This window comes from Lactiplantibacillus modestisalitolerans (assembly GCF_005405425.1).
GTDB classification, from domain to species: Bacteria; Bacillota; Bacilli; order Lactobacillales; family Lactobacillaceae; genus Lactiplantibacillus; species Lactiplantibacillus modestisalitolerans.
Genome location: NZ_BJEA01000009.1, coordinates 59,673 through 75,094, shown reverse-complemented (window position 1 = coordinate 75,094; position 15,422 = coordinate 59,673). Strand labels below are relative to the sequence as shown.

The window sequence follows — 15,422 nt, the reverse complement described above, 5'->3', positions numbered from 1 at the left end:
GTAGGGCACTTCAAATCGGCTAATCGAGGACTTTTTGGTATTCGTCCAGCACGTCATTCGGCAAGGGCGTCAGTAAATGCAGGTCATCGATGACATCGCTGGCCGTGTCGGTGCTGGGCAAATCAACGAAAAGGTCGATTTTACTGAGACAATCACATAGTAGATCGGTCAGCTGCGAAAGCGGCTTGCCGTTTTCATCGGTGATCACGACCTGGCGATGATTGAGGGGCTGGTGCTCGATCTGAATCATTTTCAGCGCATGATAAACATTCAACTGGCTCACCTCGATATGGTTACCCCGATTGTAGGCAATCTGGCACGAAAAAACAATCTTTAATCATGCTCTGGGGCTACCGGCGGGCGATGCCAACGCAGCCACAGTTCTTTGATTCCAGACAAAATGAGGGTCGGTAGCGCCGGGATAAAGACTACCGCAGCATACAGCGTGCTAGAAAGTGGCGCGGTCCCCATCACTTCGTTGAAGAACGGCATGATGGTGACAAGTAATGAAGCCACCGCCGCGAAAGCCACTGCCAGCAGCAACTGATAGTTTTCAAACGGGTTGCGGGCGAACAAAGTGCGGGTGCTACGCGCGTCGAACACATGCCACAGCTGGCCAAACACCAGGGTCAAAAAGGCGAGGGTTTGCGCTTCTGCGCCGCTCATGCCTTGACTGGCAGCCCAGATGAAGGCGACATACACGAGCCCACCCATCACAATACCGCGCAGGAAGATGCGCCCGAGCATGCCATGCAAAATGGATTGTTTCACATTGCGCGGCGGCTGGTTCATGAGGTCAGCTTCTGGCACATCATAGCCGAGGGCAAAGCTCGGTAAAGCATCGGAAATCATGTTCACCCACAGCACCATCAGCGCCGTTAATGTTGGGGTGGTGGCCGACACTTGGCCGACGGGTTGCGTCATCAGTAGCACGCCGAACAGCAGCGCCAACACCTCGGCGACATTGGTGGTTAACTCATGCCGCATAAAGTTTTTGATATTGCCAAAAATGGTGCGGCCGGCGCGGACACTGCGCTCGATGGTGGTGAATTTATCATCCAGTAAAATCAGATCTGCGGCGTCTTTGGTGACTTCGGTGCCATTAATGCCCATGGCAATGCCAATGTCAGCAGCGCGTAAGGCTGGCGCGTCATTGATGCCATCACCAGTCATGGCCACGGTTTCGCCATGCTGCTGCAAGGCGCGCACGATGCGCTGCTTGTGCTCCGGCGACACCCGGGCGTATACGCGGATGCTTGGCGCGAGCCGGAACAAATCTTCATCGGTCATGGCTTCCAGCTGCTTGCCTTCCACTACCCGGGCGCTAGGGTCGGTGACAATGCCCAGCTTTAAGGCAATCGCGCGGGCGGTGACTGCGTGATCGCCGGTGATCATCACGACCTGAATACCGGCTTGGTGCAAGGTGGTCACACTTTGACGCACTTCCGGCCGCGGCGGGTCAATGATGCCGGCAATGCCTAGTAAGGTCAGGTGCTGCTCAAGCTCAGCGGTGCTACCATGCAACGCCAGATCCTCGTCGATGTCACGCAGCGTCACCGCCAGCGTCCGCAGCGCCTGTTCGGCAAAGCGGTTGACCTGCGCTTCTACCGCAGTTTGACCAGCTGGCAATGTTACGAGTTGGTCGTGGTCCAGAATGGCATCAGTTTTGGCTAAAATCACGTCTGGCGCACCTTTAGTCAGCACCTGATACTGGTCGCCATCTTTAATGACGACACTCATCATTTTACGGTCGCTGTCAAACGGCAGTTCGCGAATGATGTCGATGTCCTGCGCCTGGTCTTTGCTCAAAATCGTATCGCGATCGATACCAAATTTGTGGCCCATCACTACCAGAGCTACGTCGGTGGGGTTGCCATACGGGCGGCTGCGGCCTTCGTCGTCGGTTTGAATCGCCGCTTCGTTATTCAGGACAGCGGCCATCATGAAGCGCGAAAAGCCGGGGGTGTCGGCTTCGTCATCAGGGATGATTTCGCCTACTGGTTCATAGCCGTCGCCTTCCACTACATAACTGGCGCCATTGGCATAAAACCGGGTGACAGTCATTTCATTTTTGGTCAAGGTACCAGTTTTATCTGAGGCAATGTAGCTGGTGGCCCCTAGGGTTTCCACACTGTTCAGGGACTTGATCAGACCGTTGTTTTTGGCCAGCATCGTGGCCCCGACCGTGAGCACAATTGACAGCACCGCCGGTAGCGCATCGGGAATCGCGGCCACCGCCAAGGCAATCGCCGTAGAGAGGGATTCGGCCAGCGCAGCGAAGGAGAGACTGCCAGTTTGCTGATAGGCTTTCAAGAGCTCCACCAGCAACGTGAACGCCACAATCACCATCGCCACCATCATCAGTTTGGTGGTCAGGCTCGCAATGGTGCGTTCAATCGGGGTCTTTTTGTCCTTGACTTGATCCAGCAAGGTGGCGATTTTGCCCAGCTCGGTTTGCATGCCGGTCGCAACCACCACCCCGAGGCCGTTACCATGCGTCACTGTCGCACCAGAAAAGCCCATGTTGGTGCGGTCACCGATTTGCACGTCAGCGCCCAATGCGTGGGTTTGTTTTTGCACAGGTTCCGCTTCGCCGGTGAGGTGGGCTTCGTTGGTTTGCAGCTCGGCGACATGGAGCCAGCGAACGTCGGCTTCGATGAAGTCGCCGGTTTTGACACTGACAATATCGCCAGGCACCAGCTCGGTGGCTGGCACCGTCAGCCAGTCGCCATCGCGCAGGACCTTGGCGTGGTGATCCGCCATCACCTTCAGGGCGTCCAGGGATTTTTGTGCGCTTTTGGCTTGCCAGAAGGAGAGGCCGGCATTAACGAAAATCAGCAGCAGAATCGCAATGCTTTCATACACTGCCGCCATACCATGGCTGGGGTCGTGGCGCACGAAGAAGTCATAGCCGGCGCTGGCCCAAGCCAATAGCACGGCGATGAATAAAATAATCACCAAAGGTTCTTTCAAGGTGGCCAAAAACTGGCGCCAGGCTGGTAGGGGCTTGCTGGCGGCCAAGGCGTTGGGGCCATGCTGGGTGAGCCGGGCCTGTGCTTCTTCACTGGTGAGGCCGCTTTGCCGGCTGGTGGCCAAGCGCTTTAGGACATCTGCTTTGTGTTCGTTGTAAGGGGTCATAAGTTTCCTCCAATAAGAAAAGGCCGCACCCAAGAATCGCTTTCCTCCCCGAGAAAGCTTTCTTGAGCACCGCCCAACCGAATTTTTTGAATTAGTTACCTTTTATTGCTAGTTTAAAGGATACCTAATGTTGCTGTCAAAAGATTTGGCCCGGGCCGCCGGTGGCGTGGGCAACGTGCACGTTTTCTAGTCGCTAAACTGTGAACAATGCTCGTGCTAAATGCAAAACTGAGCAAGGAGATGAACTATAAGCGGGGGACCCTTTGCTATTGAGGAGGAAGGCGAAGTAGAGAAAGAGCGGTGATTTGAACTCGAAACAGTGGCTCCTGCGCAGGAGCGCGAAGACGCCGCTGTTTGCGGTAAAAGGTTACTGACGCTGTTACGACTAGCGTTCAGCGCGCGACTGCTTGTGGGGGTGGTCGCCTGCCAGGACGTAACCGGCGCCGCAGGCTAGCAGCACTGTCAGCTTAATCGCCAGCAGCAGATACTAGACAGCTTCTTATATTTTGAAAAAAAGACAAGAAGATATTATTAATCGTCCTGGCTTCGTTATTTAGCCCTCTAAGAGCCTGTTGAGGGCTTTTTCTTTTTGCTTTGGTATAAATATATATAAACAGTCTCAAAACCGCTAAAAACGAAAAATAAGGCCCTTAACAAGAACATAGCCGCTAAATTCTTGTTAAGATTCAGAAAAACTAACTGTTTGCTGTCAATGGTAGCGGACGAACAAAGCGTGGGAGCATAAGGAATTAACAGCTTTTAACTAGTTTTTTACACCTTTTAGCGTATAAAGCTGATTAGGTTTCTTATAAGCACACAAAAAGGCCTATCAAATTAATGATAGGTCACATACTTTTAGAAAGAATTAATCCGTGTCAAATCAGATCAATTACACCCATTTCAAAAATGAAAGTAGCGTGTCATGTCAACACGGTTACAGTATAGCACTATGAAAGCTCGGTGCAGCCACTCAATTCAATCAAGTTAACATAACGCTTAGTATTAAAAGCTAAAGTTTGTGAAGTGTGTAAATCCTTGTTATATCAACGATAGCAAGCTATATATTTACCGATATCATACGATAACGATACTTTGTGAAAATAGAGTAAATTTGTAAATGTTAATATACCAGTATTTTACATTTGTGAAAGTTTATTATTCTACGTATATAAGTTAATTTGTGATAATGACGTTTCATGTATAATTGTCCGAAACATGTCGGCTTAGAACCCGCCTAGGCTGAGACTATATAATATTAATAGTGTGTCTATCGTTAGTAGTTAGTTCTTAACGTTTTGTGGTCTACGTGACGATTAGTACATTAATAACACCCTAGTTTAACCTATCTGCACGCAACCACGTGATCTTAACTCTCAAGGTCAAACCAGTTTAGTGCGCTTGCCCTTTGCTGTTCAGAACGCTTGAACCTGAGCGGGATATAGTTTTCCCCTTGTTTTGCGAAGAAGAAAACTTTTTGTTGTTCGTCACGAATCACCGTCACGTAAAAACACTTGTATTGTTACTATTGCGCTTGTAGATTAGCCTAACTAATCTAGCCTATAAAAAAAGCACCCTTTATAGGTGCCAGCAATCATTTATTTTTAGTTGTTTGGATCACTGGCCTTGCGTAATAGCCCTGTACTTTCGTACTGCTTTACCGCCCGCCCCGTGCGTGGGGCCGCCGTTCGGAACTAACCTAAATACAAGTATAGATTAATTCCTAGTGGGAGTTTATAGCGGCGGCTCTCACTTGACCTGTCGACTTGTTTCATTAGCTCCGCTAACCGGCTGTCAGTCCCCGAAAGGTAAGATTAGTTGGCTTGGCTAGAATGTTGCCACTCTAGTAACGGGGCTTGGCTCCCCCGTGATCCAGAAAAATTCAACTCTACCTACTTGAAAAATCTTACAATAGTAGGTAGAATGAACACATAACCTTGAATGATTTACGTGTTCCCCCGGCTTAGCCCCCGAGGGAATTTTTTTGTCTATTTAATTTAGTTACAAACAGTATTATACCCCTTTGCCGATAATATGACAAAGGGGTATTTTTAACGTCTCAGCCAGCCGAATAAGCCCTTTTTAGGCGTCTTAGTTTCTTTCCCCTCATAATTACCCTCGGTAGGTTTTAAAACGTCTGTATCGTCGTTTTGCAGAGGCCTATCGTCCTGTGAAGGGGTGTTGTTCGTAGTGGTATCGAGTAGCTTTTCATTTTGACGGTTGGTAGACAAGTTGAGTTGTTGTTGCTGGTCAAGTAATGACTGCATTTTATCTAATTGATCGTTCTTTCGTTCAAGTTCGCCCTTCAAAATGTCTATTTGTTCAAGCAATATTCGTGACGTATCTGCTTTCGTTTCAGTTGCAAGGTGAACGGATTCACTTGAAAACGCCTTTATAATAACGTCTTTAGTGTGTTCGGAATATAGTTTCGCGTTTCCTTTCATTGAACGTTCTGAAATGTTATTATCACGAATGTACCGCCACACTTTAGTTTTGTTAACCTTTGCAATATCAGCTATTTCAGATATTTTATATAATCGTTCATTGTTGTTCATGAATCGTTCTCCTAACGTTTTTGAATGTTCACTATGATAGATTATACCATTTCAACACTGAACGAGGGCTTAGAACACGTCTCTCAACATATGATATAATTCTATCGTGGAGAGTTTTAAGGGTAGTGGCTGTTTTTGCTTGAAAGGTGGTGGTGCGTATGCAATATACTGCACCCATACTAGGAAAGGTTTTCAGCCATGTTAGCTTGGTGTTGGTTTGGTCTAGCAGTCGCAAGACTTGCTTACCAAATTTATCGAGACAACAAAACCAAATAAAAAAAGCTACCCTATTTATAACTTTGGCGAGTTATAGGGTAGCTTAGTCTATCTGTAATTAGTCACTGCCTTTGAAGCAGTCCATGTAGGTCGGTATTAGCGTACCGGCCTTTTATCTGTCTAAAATTTATCACACTATTTTTATAGTGTCAATTCAAAACACTGTGGTATCAGTATTTAAGCTAATTAATTTCTTTCGAAATGTAAAGTTATTAAATAGTTAGGATTCGTTTAATCTTCAACCCAACCTTCTGATTTTCCTTTTTCTTTTACATCTTTTAATACATAACTCTGGTTATTTGGTAGCGTCAAGAATCTTGTGTAAATGAAATGTCTTCGTACATATAATATGTATCTAACTTAAATAAATGATGCTTCCAAGGTGTCCTGGAGTCCTTTGAACCCTCGGTGGATCCGCTTCAGAGACTTCTCGTTATAAACATTAAACTGAGAAACCAGGAAGTGATCCAGTGAATCTTCCGTTGGAAATTGTTCTTTGCGGTGGGTGGTGCGCTTGAGATGCTTATTAAAGTTCTCAATCAGGTTAGTGGCGTATAGTGATTGCCGGATAGCTGGTGGAAAGTCCATGAAAGTGAGTAAATTCGGCATTTTAAGCAGATCTTTGATTAATTTGGGATAGGTCTGATGCCAGTTGTTGGCGAACTCATTCAGTTTCAGTTCGGCTGCTTCACGGTTGGCGGCCCGATGAACTTGTTTAAAGTCACTGATCACGGCCTTGCGGTCTTTTACGCGAACTTTGTTCATCAGATTCCGCCCAACATGAACCAGGCAACGTTGTCGTTTGGCTTTAGGGAAATGCCGATTCAAGCCTTCATCCAAACCAACTAACCCATCGGCCACAAACAACAGCACATCTTTAACGCCCTGCTTGATCAAGGTTCCCAGCAGTTCAGTCCAGATTCCAGTCGATTCCGTTGGCGCCACTTGGTAGTTCAGCACTTCTTTCGTACTATCTGGACGAATGCCAATCGCAATATGAACGGCTTCTTTTTGAACGGTATCCCGCTTTAACGGCAAGTAAGTGGCATCTAAGAAGATGGCCGCATATTGTGAAGCCAGTCGACGTTGCTGGAAAGCTTGAACCTGTTCATTGACGGCTTTGTCATGTTGGAAACTGTGGCTTTGGAGTAGTGAGCACCGTACATTTTCTCAATTAGTTCGGCAATTTCAGCAGTGGTAATTCCCTTGGTATACAACTGAATGACCGTTGTTTCTAAATTATCACTGTGCCGACCGTAGGCTGGCAAGGTATGATTTTTAAACCGGCCATTGCGATCTCGAGGAATGGTTAAGTTAAGTTGGCCGTACTTCGTATCAAACGAGCGCTCATAACTGCCGTTGCGGTTATTACCAGTGTTAGTCCCAGCGTATGAGTAGCGTTCGTAACCCAAAAACTCTACCAATTCGGTTTGAAGCAGCTGGTTAATCGCAATTTCGAGGTGGTGACGAAAAACTTCGTCCAAATCTTGCTTTTGGGCTAGTGCAGCGATAATTTCTGTGGTAAGTTCATTCATGGGGAATGCCTCCTGTGATGTTTTCTGTGGTTACTAAATATCATAAGGGAAGGCATTCCCTATTTCTATACAATTCAGAAATCTTTTATGCATTTACACAAGATATTTTACGCTCTCCTTTTTTTACAATATTTATTTGTGGTCAATTGATAATGTCGCTTATAATTGATTATTTTGGCTTATTTGGTGCTGATCGCGTTGAATTAAGCCCAAGTCGGCTTCTTGGTGTTTGCTTATTAGTTTTAGGAGTCGTATTAGTGAAAAAATAGGTAATATCTACTTGATGATTAATTTAAAATTTGAAAATCTAATATTGCAAATAAAATTTTAGAAACAAATTTGCTTGAACTTACTTGGAGTCATTCCAGTTTCCTTCTTGAATACCTTATTAAGGTGTGAAGTGTCGTGAAATCCGCATTTTTCAGCCACAACTGAAATACTTAGTCCCGGGTTAGTCGTTAACATTTTTTTAGCATGTAGTATTCGAACAGAGGTCAGGTAACTGTGGACTGTACTGTCGGTATAAGTGTGGAATTGTTTTGATAAAAGAGTCGGGCTAACAGATAATTGTTGGCAAAGAGTAGATATGGTCACCTTTTCTTTGTAATGCTTCTCTAAGTACTCAAGAGCCTGTGTTATTAATGGTGGTGTTGTTTTTAATCCAGAGTGATCCATTGGAATGGTATCGGAAATAGTTGTTAACGAGATGAGTAATTTATAAATTAATTCAGAAAATGTGGTCTCGCGTTCAGAAAATGATTGAGTTTTTAGAAGATTAAAAATTTGATTAATGAGATGCTGAATAGTGTCGGTAGCATTAAAACAATTAATCCCTTTTTTCGTAATAAAATCGTAAAGCATTTGCGCATCAATAGCATTGAAGTGGAAAAAGATAAACTGACATGATGTATTAGCAAAATAGTGATTGCGGTGCTTACAATCCATTATTACTACAGAGTTTTCTGAGGCTATAAAGTCATGACGGTTATCAAAAGTAAAAGATAATTTGCCACGCTTTATTAGAAAGATAATAAAGGAATTCATATATTGACGGTCGATAAGGTAGGGATAATTGACTAAGTATTCTCCAGCCCACAATGGATAAAAATAAAGTTGCTTAGCTTTATTAGAAGGATTATTAAAATAGAGCCCTTGTAAACAGTGCATGCCTTGTTCGTTATTTGGAATATATTCAGAAAAATCATTCATGATAATTGCCTCCTTGTTTAATTAAAAATAACAATCACAATCTTTGGGAATTGCTGATTTCTATTTTTACTAATGTTTAAAGTTAATATATACATATTTAACTACATTTTATAATCTAAATGCTAATATATCAACGTTTTAAATAGTGTTGTAATGTACAAATTTTTAACATGTTTGTACATTGATGATAGCGCTTTCTAGATGTATTCTAATTGTGAAATGAAGAACATATGAACTAGGAGGTTTTTAATTATGACTTTATCAATCGGTATTATTGGCTTAGGATTTATGGGATCAGATCACGTTAAACGGGTTGCAACTCGTTTGAATGGCGCTCGGTTAGGCGGGGTGGCAGATTTAAAGAAAGACCTCGCAGAGAAATATGCTAAGGAATACGGTGCTAAGGTTTTTGATAATGGTATGGATTTGATTGATTCACCTGATATTGATGCTGTTATGGTTGTTACGCGCCCACACGAAACGCACGAACAATTTGTCATCCATGCAATTGAAGTTGGTAAGTTTGTTTTTTGTGAAAAGCCATTAACGTTAACTGCTGCAGGTTGTCAAAAAATAATCGATGCAGAAGTTAAGGGTGGCAAGCGGCTAGTTCAAGTTGGCTTCATGCGTCGTTACGACCCTGGCTACATCGAAATGAAACAAGCGATTGATAGTCATGAATATGGTGAACCACTACTGATTCATGCTACTCACCGGAATACAGCCGTTGATGAAACTTATGATACTTCAATGTCAATCATTGAAACAGCGATTCATGAAGCTGATGTTTTGCATTGGTTACTAGGGGAAGATTACGAATCTGGGACTACTTTCTTACCAAAGAAACAAACAAAATATACGCACTCCAAGCTGCATGATCCACAGATTATTACCTTGGATACTAAGTCAGGAGTTCATATTGACCTTGAAGTGTTTGTTAATGACCGGATTGGTTATGACATCAATTGTAGTGTGGTTTGTGAAGACGGTATTATTAATCTTGAATCACCACAAGTTACCTCTGTTAAAACAAATGATTTGAAGCGTCAAATTAAAATCCCTGTTGATTGTACGGAACGCTTCAAAGTTGCTTATGATCATGAATTACAGAACTGGGTAGATGATGTTCAACAAAATAAAGTTACGGGTCCGTCATCATGGGATGGTTTAGTTGCCATGGTTACTTGTGATGCACTAGCTAAGTCACGTGATAATAATGCGGAACGTGTTTCAATTAAGCTACCAGCTAACAAGCCAGCAATGTATAACGATTAATTAACATAAATATATTTTTGTGAGAAGGGATTTTAATGAAGTTAGCTTATGATCCATCAATGTTTCGTGATAATACGCCATTTCATGAAATGATTGAAAAGACGGCCCGTTTAGGGTACAAGTACTTGGAATTATCACCGCGGCAAGATTTTATTTGGTTTTACCAGTATCCTAAAGTTAATACTGGCATGATTAACAATGTTAAAAAATGGTGTCGCGATGCAGGTATAGAAATTTCATCCGTTTTACCTGTTCAACAGTGGTCATCACCAGATGAACAAGAACGGCAGGCCGCTGTTCGTAATATGAAGAGAACGATTGAAATCACTTCTGAACTTGGTGTGGATACACTAAACACAGAATTTTCTGGCGATAAGTATAATCCAGTGGCTTCCGAAGGACAATGGTACAAGTCTATGGAAGAATTAATTCCAGAATTTGAAAAGAATCATATTAAGTTGGAGATACAAGCACATCCGAATGATTTTATTGAATCTAGTAATGAAGCGGCGAAATTAATTCGCTCTCTAGATTTAGATTGGGTTTCTCAAGTTTGGTGTTCTGCGCACGCCTTCTATTCAGATGATGGTGTCGGTGATGTTACCAAACAAATTATGAATAGTAAGGATGTTTTAACCCACATTTTAATTGCAGATACGTTGAATTTTAAGAGCAACTTTGGACTACGGTATATTATTAACCCACCTGCTGCTCCGGTTACAATTCATCAACACTTAAATCCCGGTGAAGGGGAAGTTGATTTTGACGCCATGTATAAGGCCCTGAAGGACATTCACTTTGATGGAATTGTCACGAATAACGTCTTTGCATGGCCGGATAAAGTGGAATGGTCAAACGACCAGACTTTGCCTACGATTAAAAAAGGACTGGGATTAGACTGATTAAAAAAATATTTAGTTAGAGGAGGCATAACTAATGATTGCAACTGATCGTTTTTGTTTAAACCGTAAAGCTGCGCCCGGAATTTCCTTGTCAGAAACTATTCCGGCGGTTGCGAAGTTAGGACTTAAGAGCATTGAGGTTCGTAATGATTTGTATGGCGCACCTGACAACAAGTCAATTTTAGATCATATGACGAGTGATGACGTCAAAAAATTATTAACTGATAACAATGTTCATATTGAAACAATTAACGCTATTGGTAATATGGATAATCGACAAATGATTGATGAAAATCTAGCATCGTTAAAAGAGATGTTAGAAATGACTAAGGGCTTAAACTTAGGGAAAATTATTTTTTGCCCAGTTCGCTCTACGGAAGACCATCGAAGCTCGACTCAGCGTCAAGCAGATGCTGTTGCCAATGTACGAGATTATTCTAAGTTATTAAAGCAATACAACGTGGACGGTTTAATTGAACCACTTGGCTTCACTGACAGTACGTTGAGAACACCGTGGGAAGGCCAGAAAGTGATTGATGAGGCTGGCGTTGATAATTTTACATTAGTAGCCGACACCTTCCATTATTATCTTGCTGGTGTGACACCTCAGCAATTTAATGATAAAGTCAATGTCAATTACATTGGCTTAGTTCATCTAAGTGCAGTTATGGGTAGCAAGGCGCGTGAGGCACTTGACGACCAAGACCGTTACATGCTTGACCCTAAAGATATTATGAAGTCGGCAGATTGGGCAAAAATTATTGAGGCTGCAGGTTATCAGGGACTATATGCTTTCGAACCCTTCTCAGACGATTTAAAACAGTGGGATTTGACTAAAGTTAAATCTGAACTATTAAATAGTGTTAAGTTAGTTCAAAGCTAAATTAATTAATGGGCACCAGAGTATTTATAAAATGTTGAAACGCGGCTGGCTATATTTGTAAGGGTTATAAATATAGTTGGTCGTGTTTCTGTACTGTAACGGAACGCCCTGAGATTATATTCAATCAGTTTATCTAGAGTAATTCTATGGATATGTAAATCTTGATCTGTTGTTTGGATTTTAGGAATGAAAAGGCCGGCAACTCCGAAGTGGGGGTTACCGGCCTTTACTAGTCTGTCTGTAAATTAATGAATTAAGCTTTCAAGAAGCCAAAGTAGTCACGCGCATTTTCGTAACTGATGCGCTTAACAATTTTACCCAAGTATTCCAAGTCGTCAGGAGCTTGACCATTTTCGACCCATTGGCCAATGATGTCGCAAAGAACCCGACGGAAGTATTCGTGACGTGGGTAGGATAAGAAGGAACGGCTATCCGTTAACATACCTAAGAAGTTCGGGAACATACCAACGTTCGCGTAAAGCTTCATTTGGTCTTCCATCCCATCACGGGTATCGTTGAACCACCAGCCAGCACCAAGGTGCATCTTCTGAACTGGGCCTTCTTGGAAGTTACCCAATAACGTTGCAATGGCCATCCAATCGTTTGGATTGAGTGAATAGAAGATGGTCTTTGGTAAGATGCCCTTAGCCTGAGCGTCGTAGAAGAGCTTACGGATTTGTTCAGTCAGGTCTGCTTGAGTCCCAACGGAATCAAAACCGGTGTTTGGCCCAATCTTGTCAAACATTGGCTTGTTTTGGGAACGAGCAACGTTGGCGTGGTATTGTAAGACCCAGTCGTGTTGTTGTGCGAGCTTCATCATGACTTCGACTAAGGCCGTCGTATATTTGTTCAGTTCGTCAGCGGTCAAATCTTCGTTAGCTAAGCCCTTAGCAAAGATAGCGTTTAGTTCGGCATCAGTTGCTTCGGCGTAGTAGAACGAGTTCAAGCCGAGGTCGGCAATTTTACCACCGTGATCAGCAAAGAATTGAACGCGCTGAGCCATGGCATCCGTCAAGGTCTTGAAACTATCAATGGTGACGTTTGCCGCTTTACCTAGGCGTTGCATGTAGTCGGCGAAACTATCAGCCTTAATGTTAAAAGCATCGTCTGGACGCATCCCTGGTAATACCTTAAAGGCCAAGTTTTCTTTGGCGAGGAGGGCGTGATACTTTAAATCGGATTCAGGTGCGTCGGTTGTAACAACGACTTGAACGTTTGAACGTGCGACCAGCGCCCGGGGAGTGAAGGCAGGTGTTTGTAATTGTGCGTTAGCTTCATCCCAAATTTCTTTAGCAGTTGAAGCGTTTAAGCGCTTGTTAATGCCAAAGAAACGCCGTAATTCAAGGTGTGACCATTCGTAGAGTGGAGAGCCTAATGAATCGTCAATCGTCTTAGCCCAAGCGACAAACTTTTCGTAGTCATCGCCGTCGCCGGTAATTAGTTCTTCGGGAACCCCGTGGTCGCGTTCGAGGCGCCACTTGTAGTGGTCACCGTACAGGCCTTCGTTGATCCAGATTTGCGAAATATTAGCATAATTCTTGTTTTCGTAAATTTCTTTTGGTTCCAAGTGGCAGTGGTAATCAATGATTGGTTGGTTTTCTGCGTATTCGTGGAACAGCTTTTTGGCAACGTCCGTCTTCAATAGAAAGTCATTGTTTAATAAAGTCATAATAAATTATCCCTCGATTTCTTGACCAAGTTCAGTTAATAATTCGACCCAAGATTTCTTACCTTGGTACTTAACATCCATACTAGCAACGAAGCGGGTTAGCACTTTTTGTGTCGCTTCGGAGTAATTGGCTTTAACGGCGACCAACGCTTCGTTGATCCGCAGGTCTTCCCATTCCATATAGGTTTGGGAACGCCAAGTTGAGCCGTCATAAACCAATGCAAAACTCTCATCCGTAGCCGTTTGACTTAAATCAACGGCGGCGCCTAAGCCAATGGTTGTTAAATCGGCGTTGGTTAATGCTGCCTGGGTTGCGGGTAAGTTAAGCAATTGTTGCTTAGGTTGGTTATAAATAATGAGTGTTGTCTCAGACAATGAAGTTCACCTCTTTAGAATTGATCAACTATTTTTTAGAGTGTTCCGTTTCGAGCTCTTCGTAAGTTTCCTTAGGCCAGAGTTTTTCGTAAGGGTGTCCAGTTAATTCTTCGGCAACGACTTTAGCTTCTGGCGTAACATCCTTCTTGGAACCGCCGTTTTCCAACCGCTTAGTTTCTTTTTGTAAAACATCGTGAGTTTTACGGTTGAGCTTGAAGCCCCAAGAAACGGCTAACGCGATAAAAATAAGAACCATAGGCGCAATCATGAATAACCAAGCAATCCGGTCAGTGACTCCGGCAGCTTGAGTGGTTGCGGTTGAAACGTAACCTAGTTCACTAAGTAAGATCCCGGCAAGCCAAGTTGCAAGCGCCCCAGTTGATTTCCGGAAGAAAGTCATTACGGCGGCATAAGTCCCGGCCTTGTCATCACGCGTCATGATGTAATCAACATCGGGGATGAATGGGAAAACGTTCCATGGAACGAATTCAAGAATCCCACGAGAAAGTTGGTAAACGATGGTAATGATGATCAAAATGGTCATCGGGTTTTTAATGTGTAAGAAGTAAGTCAAGCCGTATGCGATTAAAGCAATGATAATCCCAATGTAGGAAACACTGTATAAGAAACGTGGTCCGTGGGTAATCATTAATTTAGCAGCAAGTAACGTTGATAAGATCCCGAAGACGGCAAAGGCGTTTAAGACCCATGGAATGTTGGAGGCCATACCGATGCAGACAATGATAAAGGTTGGTAATAAGGTTGCGTAGAAATCTTTACCAGTAAACGAGAAGATATAAATAGCTAAATGTTTCCGGAATGCGGAGTTGGTAAACGTTTGACCGTAATCGTGTAAGGTCTTTTTAATGTATTGACCAACCGTTAATTTTGGCCGCGAATTAAGTTCGTTCAGGAATTTCTGAGTTAATGGACGTTCCCAAGTCATCCGGTAGGAAATGAAAATAGCGGCAACGAACAAAATGGTCCAGAGAATCCCGGCAAATAAGTAGGCGTTCTTTTTAGCTTGGGCACTCGGTAATGATTGCAAAATTGCTAAAATGAAGAACACGAGTGAAGTCCCAGTAGCTGAAATGAACATCCGCGAACCTGATAAGATGGTCCGCTTGGTATAGTCGCTAGTCATTTCAGTTGGTAGCGTTTCCCAAGGAATCAAAATCATACCGACAAAGATTTCGGTTAACGTATAAACAACTAAGTAGTAGAAGAAATCGTGACCAGGACCGAAGATTGCGGTCGCTGGTACCCAGAAAGCTAAGAAGGAAACCGCAAACCCGATTAATCCGACTAACATCCAAAAGTGCCGCCGACCATATTTCTTACCTAATCTAGTTTTATAGAAACCATCCGTGACGGTCCCGAAGACTAATGAAAAGATGGCATCAAAAATCCGTGCAATCCCAGTGATTGCCCCAGCCATCGCTGGGTTGAGTCCGACTGATAGTGTTAAATAAGCAAAAATAACCCCAGAAACGATGTTGTTCCAACCGCCACCCATAAGGTCGGTTAGCCCGTAGGCCACACCACGTTTCACGTTAATTTTTTTCGGGGTATATACCCAGCGGGTATTCTTCATACAGAATCATCCTT

Annotated in this window: 11 protein-coding genes and 1 pseudogene; 4 read left to right on the top strand and 8 right to left on the bottom strand. The window is 43.6% G+C overall.

Annotation, left to right across the window (positions count from 1 at the left end):
- Window positions 1–19: 19 nt before the first annotated feature.
- The 4 genes and pseudogenes from FFM79_RS05765 to FFM79_RS05750 all read right to left on the bottom strand — a co-directional run bounded on the left by FFM79_RS05765 (window position 20) and on the right by FFM79_RS05750 (window position 7,501).
- A complete protein-coding gene (locus FFM79_RS05765) occupies window positions 20–274 on the bottom strand; it encodes a hypothetical protein (protein ID WP_137642523.1) in 255 nt (84 codons plus the stop codon).
- A gap of 59 nt (window positions 275–333) precedes the next feature.
- A complete protein-coding gene (locus tag FFM79_RS05760; RefSeq protein ID WP_137642522.1) occupies window positions 334–3,138 on the bottom strand; it encodes a cation-translocating P-type ATPase in 2,805 nt (934 codons plus the stop codon).
- A gap of 2,048 nt (window positions 3,139–5,186) precedes the next feature.
- A complete protein-coding gene (locus tag FFM79_RS05755; protein WP_033609920.1) occupies window positions 5,187–5,690 on the bottom strand; it encodes a DUF536 domain-containing protein in 504 nt (167 codons plus the stop codon).
- Between the two features lie 636 nt (window positions 5,691–6,326).
- Window positions 6,327–7,501: pseudogene (locus FFM79_RS05750) on the bottom strand (IS256 family transposase).
- 5 nt (window positions 7,502–7,506) lie between these two features.
- Here FFM79_RS05750 and FFM79_RS12845 point away from each other — a divergent pair.
- On the top strand, window positions 7,507–7,770 hold the full coding sequence (locus FFM79_RS12845; RefSeq protein ID WP_137642521.1) for a DMT family transporter: 264 nt from the start codon (window positions 7,507–7,509) through the stop codon (window positions 7,768–7,770).
- Window positions 7,771–7,828: 58 nt separating this feature from the next.
- Here the strand turns inward: FFM79_RS12845 and FFM79_RS05740 are convergent, their stop codons facing one another.
- Window positions 7,829–8,710 (bottom strand): AraC family transcriptional regulator, encoded by an 882-nt coding sequence (locus FFM79_RS05740; protein WP_137642520.1) that lies wholly within the window; start codon window positions 8,708–8,710, stop codon window positions 7,829–7,831.
- Window positions 8,711–8,962: 252 nt separating this feature from the next.
- Between FFM79_RS05740 and FFM79_RS05735 the strand changes: the two genes are divergently transcribed.
- Genes FFM79_RS05735 through FFM79_RS05725 form a run of 3 tightly spaced genes read left to right on the top strand, consistent with a single transcriptional unit; the run spans window position 8,963 to window position 11,770 of the window.
- A complete protein-coding gene (locus FFM79_RS05735) occupies window positions 8,963–9,985 on the top strand; it encodes a Gfo/Idh/MocA family protein (protein WP_137642519.1) in 1,023 nt (340 codons plus the stop codon).
- A 35-nt stretch (window positions 9,986–10,020) separates the two neighbouring features.
- Window positions 10,021–10,887 (top strand): sugar phosphate isomerase/epimerase family protein, encoded by an 867-nt coding sequence (locus tag FFM79_RS05730; protein WP_137642518.1) that lies wholly within the window; start codon window positions 10,021–10,023, stop codon window positions 10,885–10,887.
- Between the two features lie 34 nt (window positions 10,888–10,921).
- Window positions 10,922–11,770, top strand: coding sequence for a sugar phosphate isomerase/epimerase family protein (locus FFM79_RS05725; protein WP_137642517.1), 849 nt, complete (start codon window positions 10,922–10,924; stop codon window positions 11,768–11,770).
- A gap of 253 nt (window positions 11,771–12,023) precedes the next feature.
- Here FFM79_RS05725 and uxaC read toward each other — a convergent pair whose 3' ends face one another.
- Genes uxaC through FFM79_RS05710 form a run of 3 tightly spaced genes read right to left on the bottom strand, consistent with a single transcriptional unit; the run spans window position 12,024 to window position 15,408 of the window.
- Window positions 12,024–13,439, bottom strand: a complete 1,416-nt coding sequence (gene uxaC, locus FFM79_RS05720) for a glucuronate isomerase (protein WP_137642516.1) — start codon at window positions 13,437–13,439, stop codon at window positions 12,024–12,026.
- A 6-nt stretch (window positions 13,440–13,445) separates the two neighbouring features.
- The gene (locus tag FFM79_RS05715; RefSeq protein WP_137642515.1) at window positions 13,446–13,814 is read right to left on the bottom strand and encodes a hypothetical protein; all 369 of its coding nucleotides are present in this window, start codon (window positions 13,812–13,814) and stop codon (window positions 13,446–13,448) included.
- A gap of 28 nt (window positions 13,815–13,842) precedes the next feature.
- Window positions 13,843–15,408 (bottom strand): MFS transporter, encoded by a 1,566-nt coding sequence (locus tag FFM79_RS05710; protein ID WP_137642514.1) that lies wholly within the window; start codon window positions 15,406–15,408, stop codon window positions 13,843–13,845.
- Window positions 15,409–15,422: the final 14 nt, after the last annotated feature.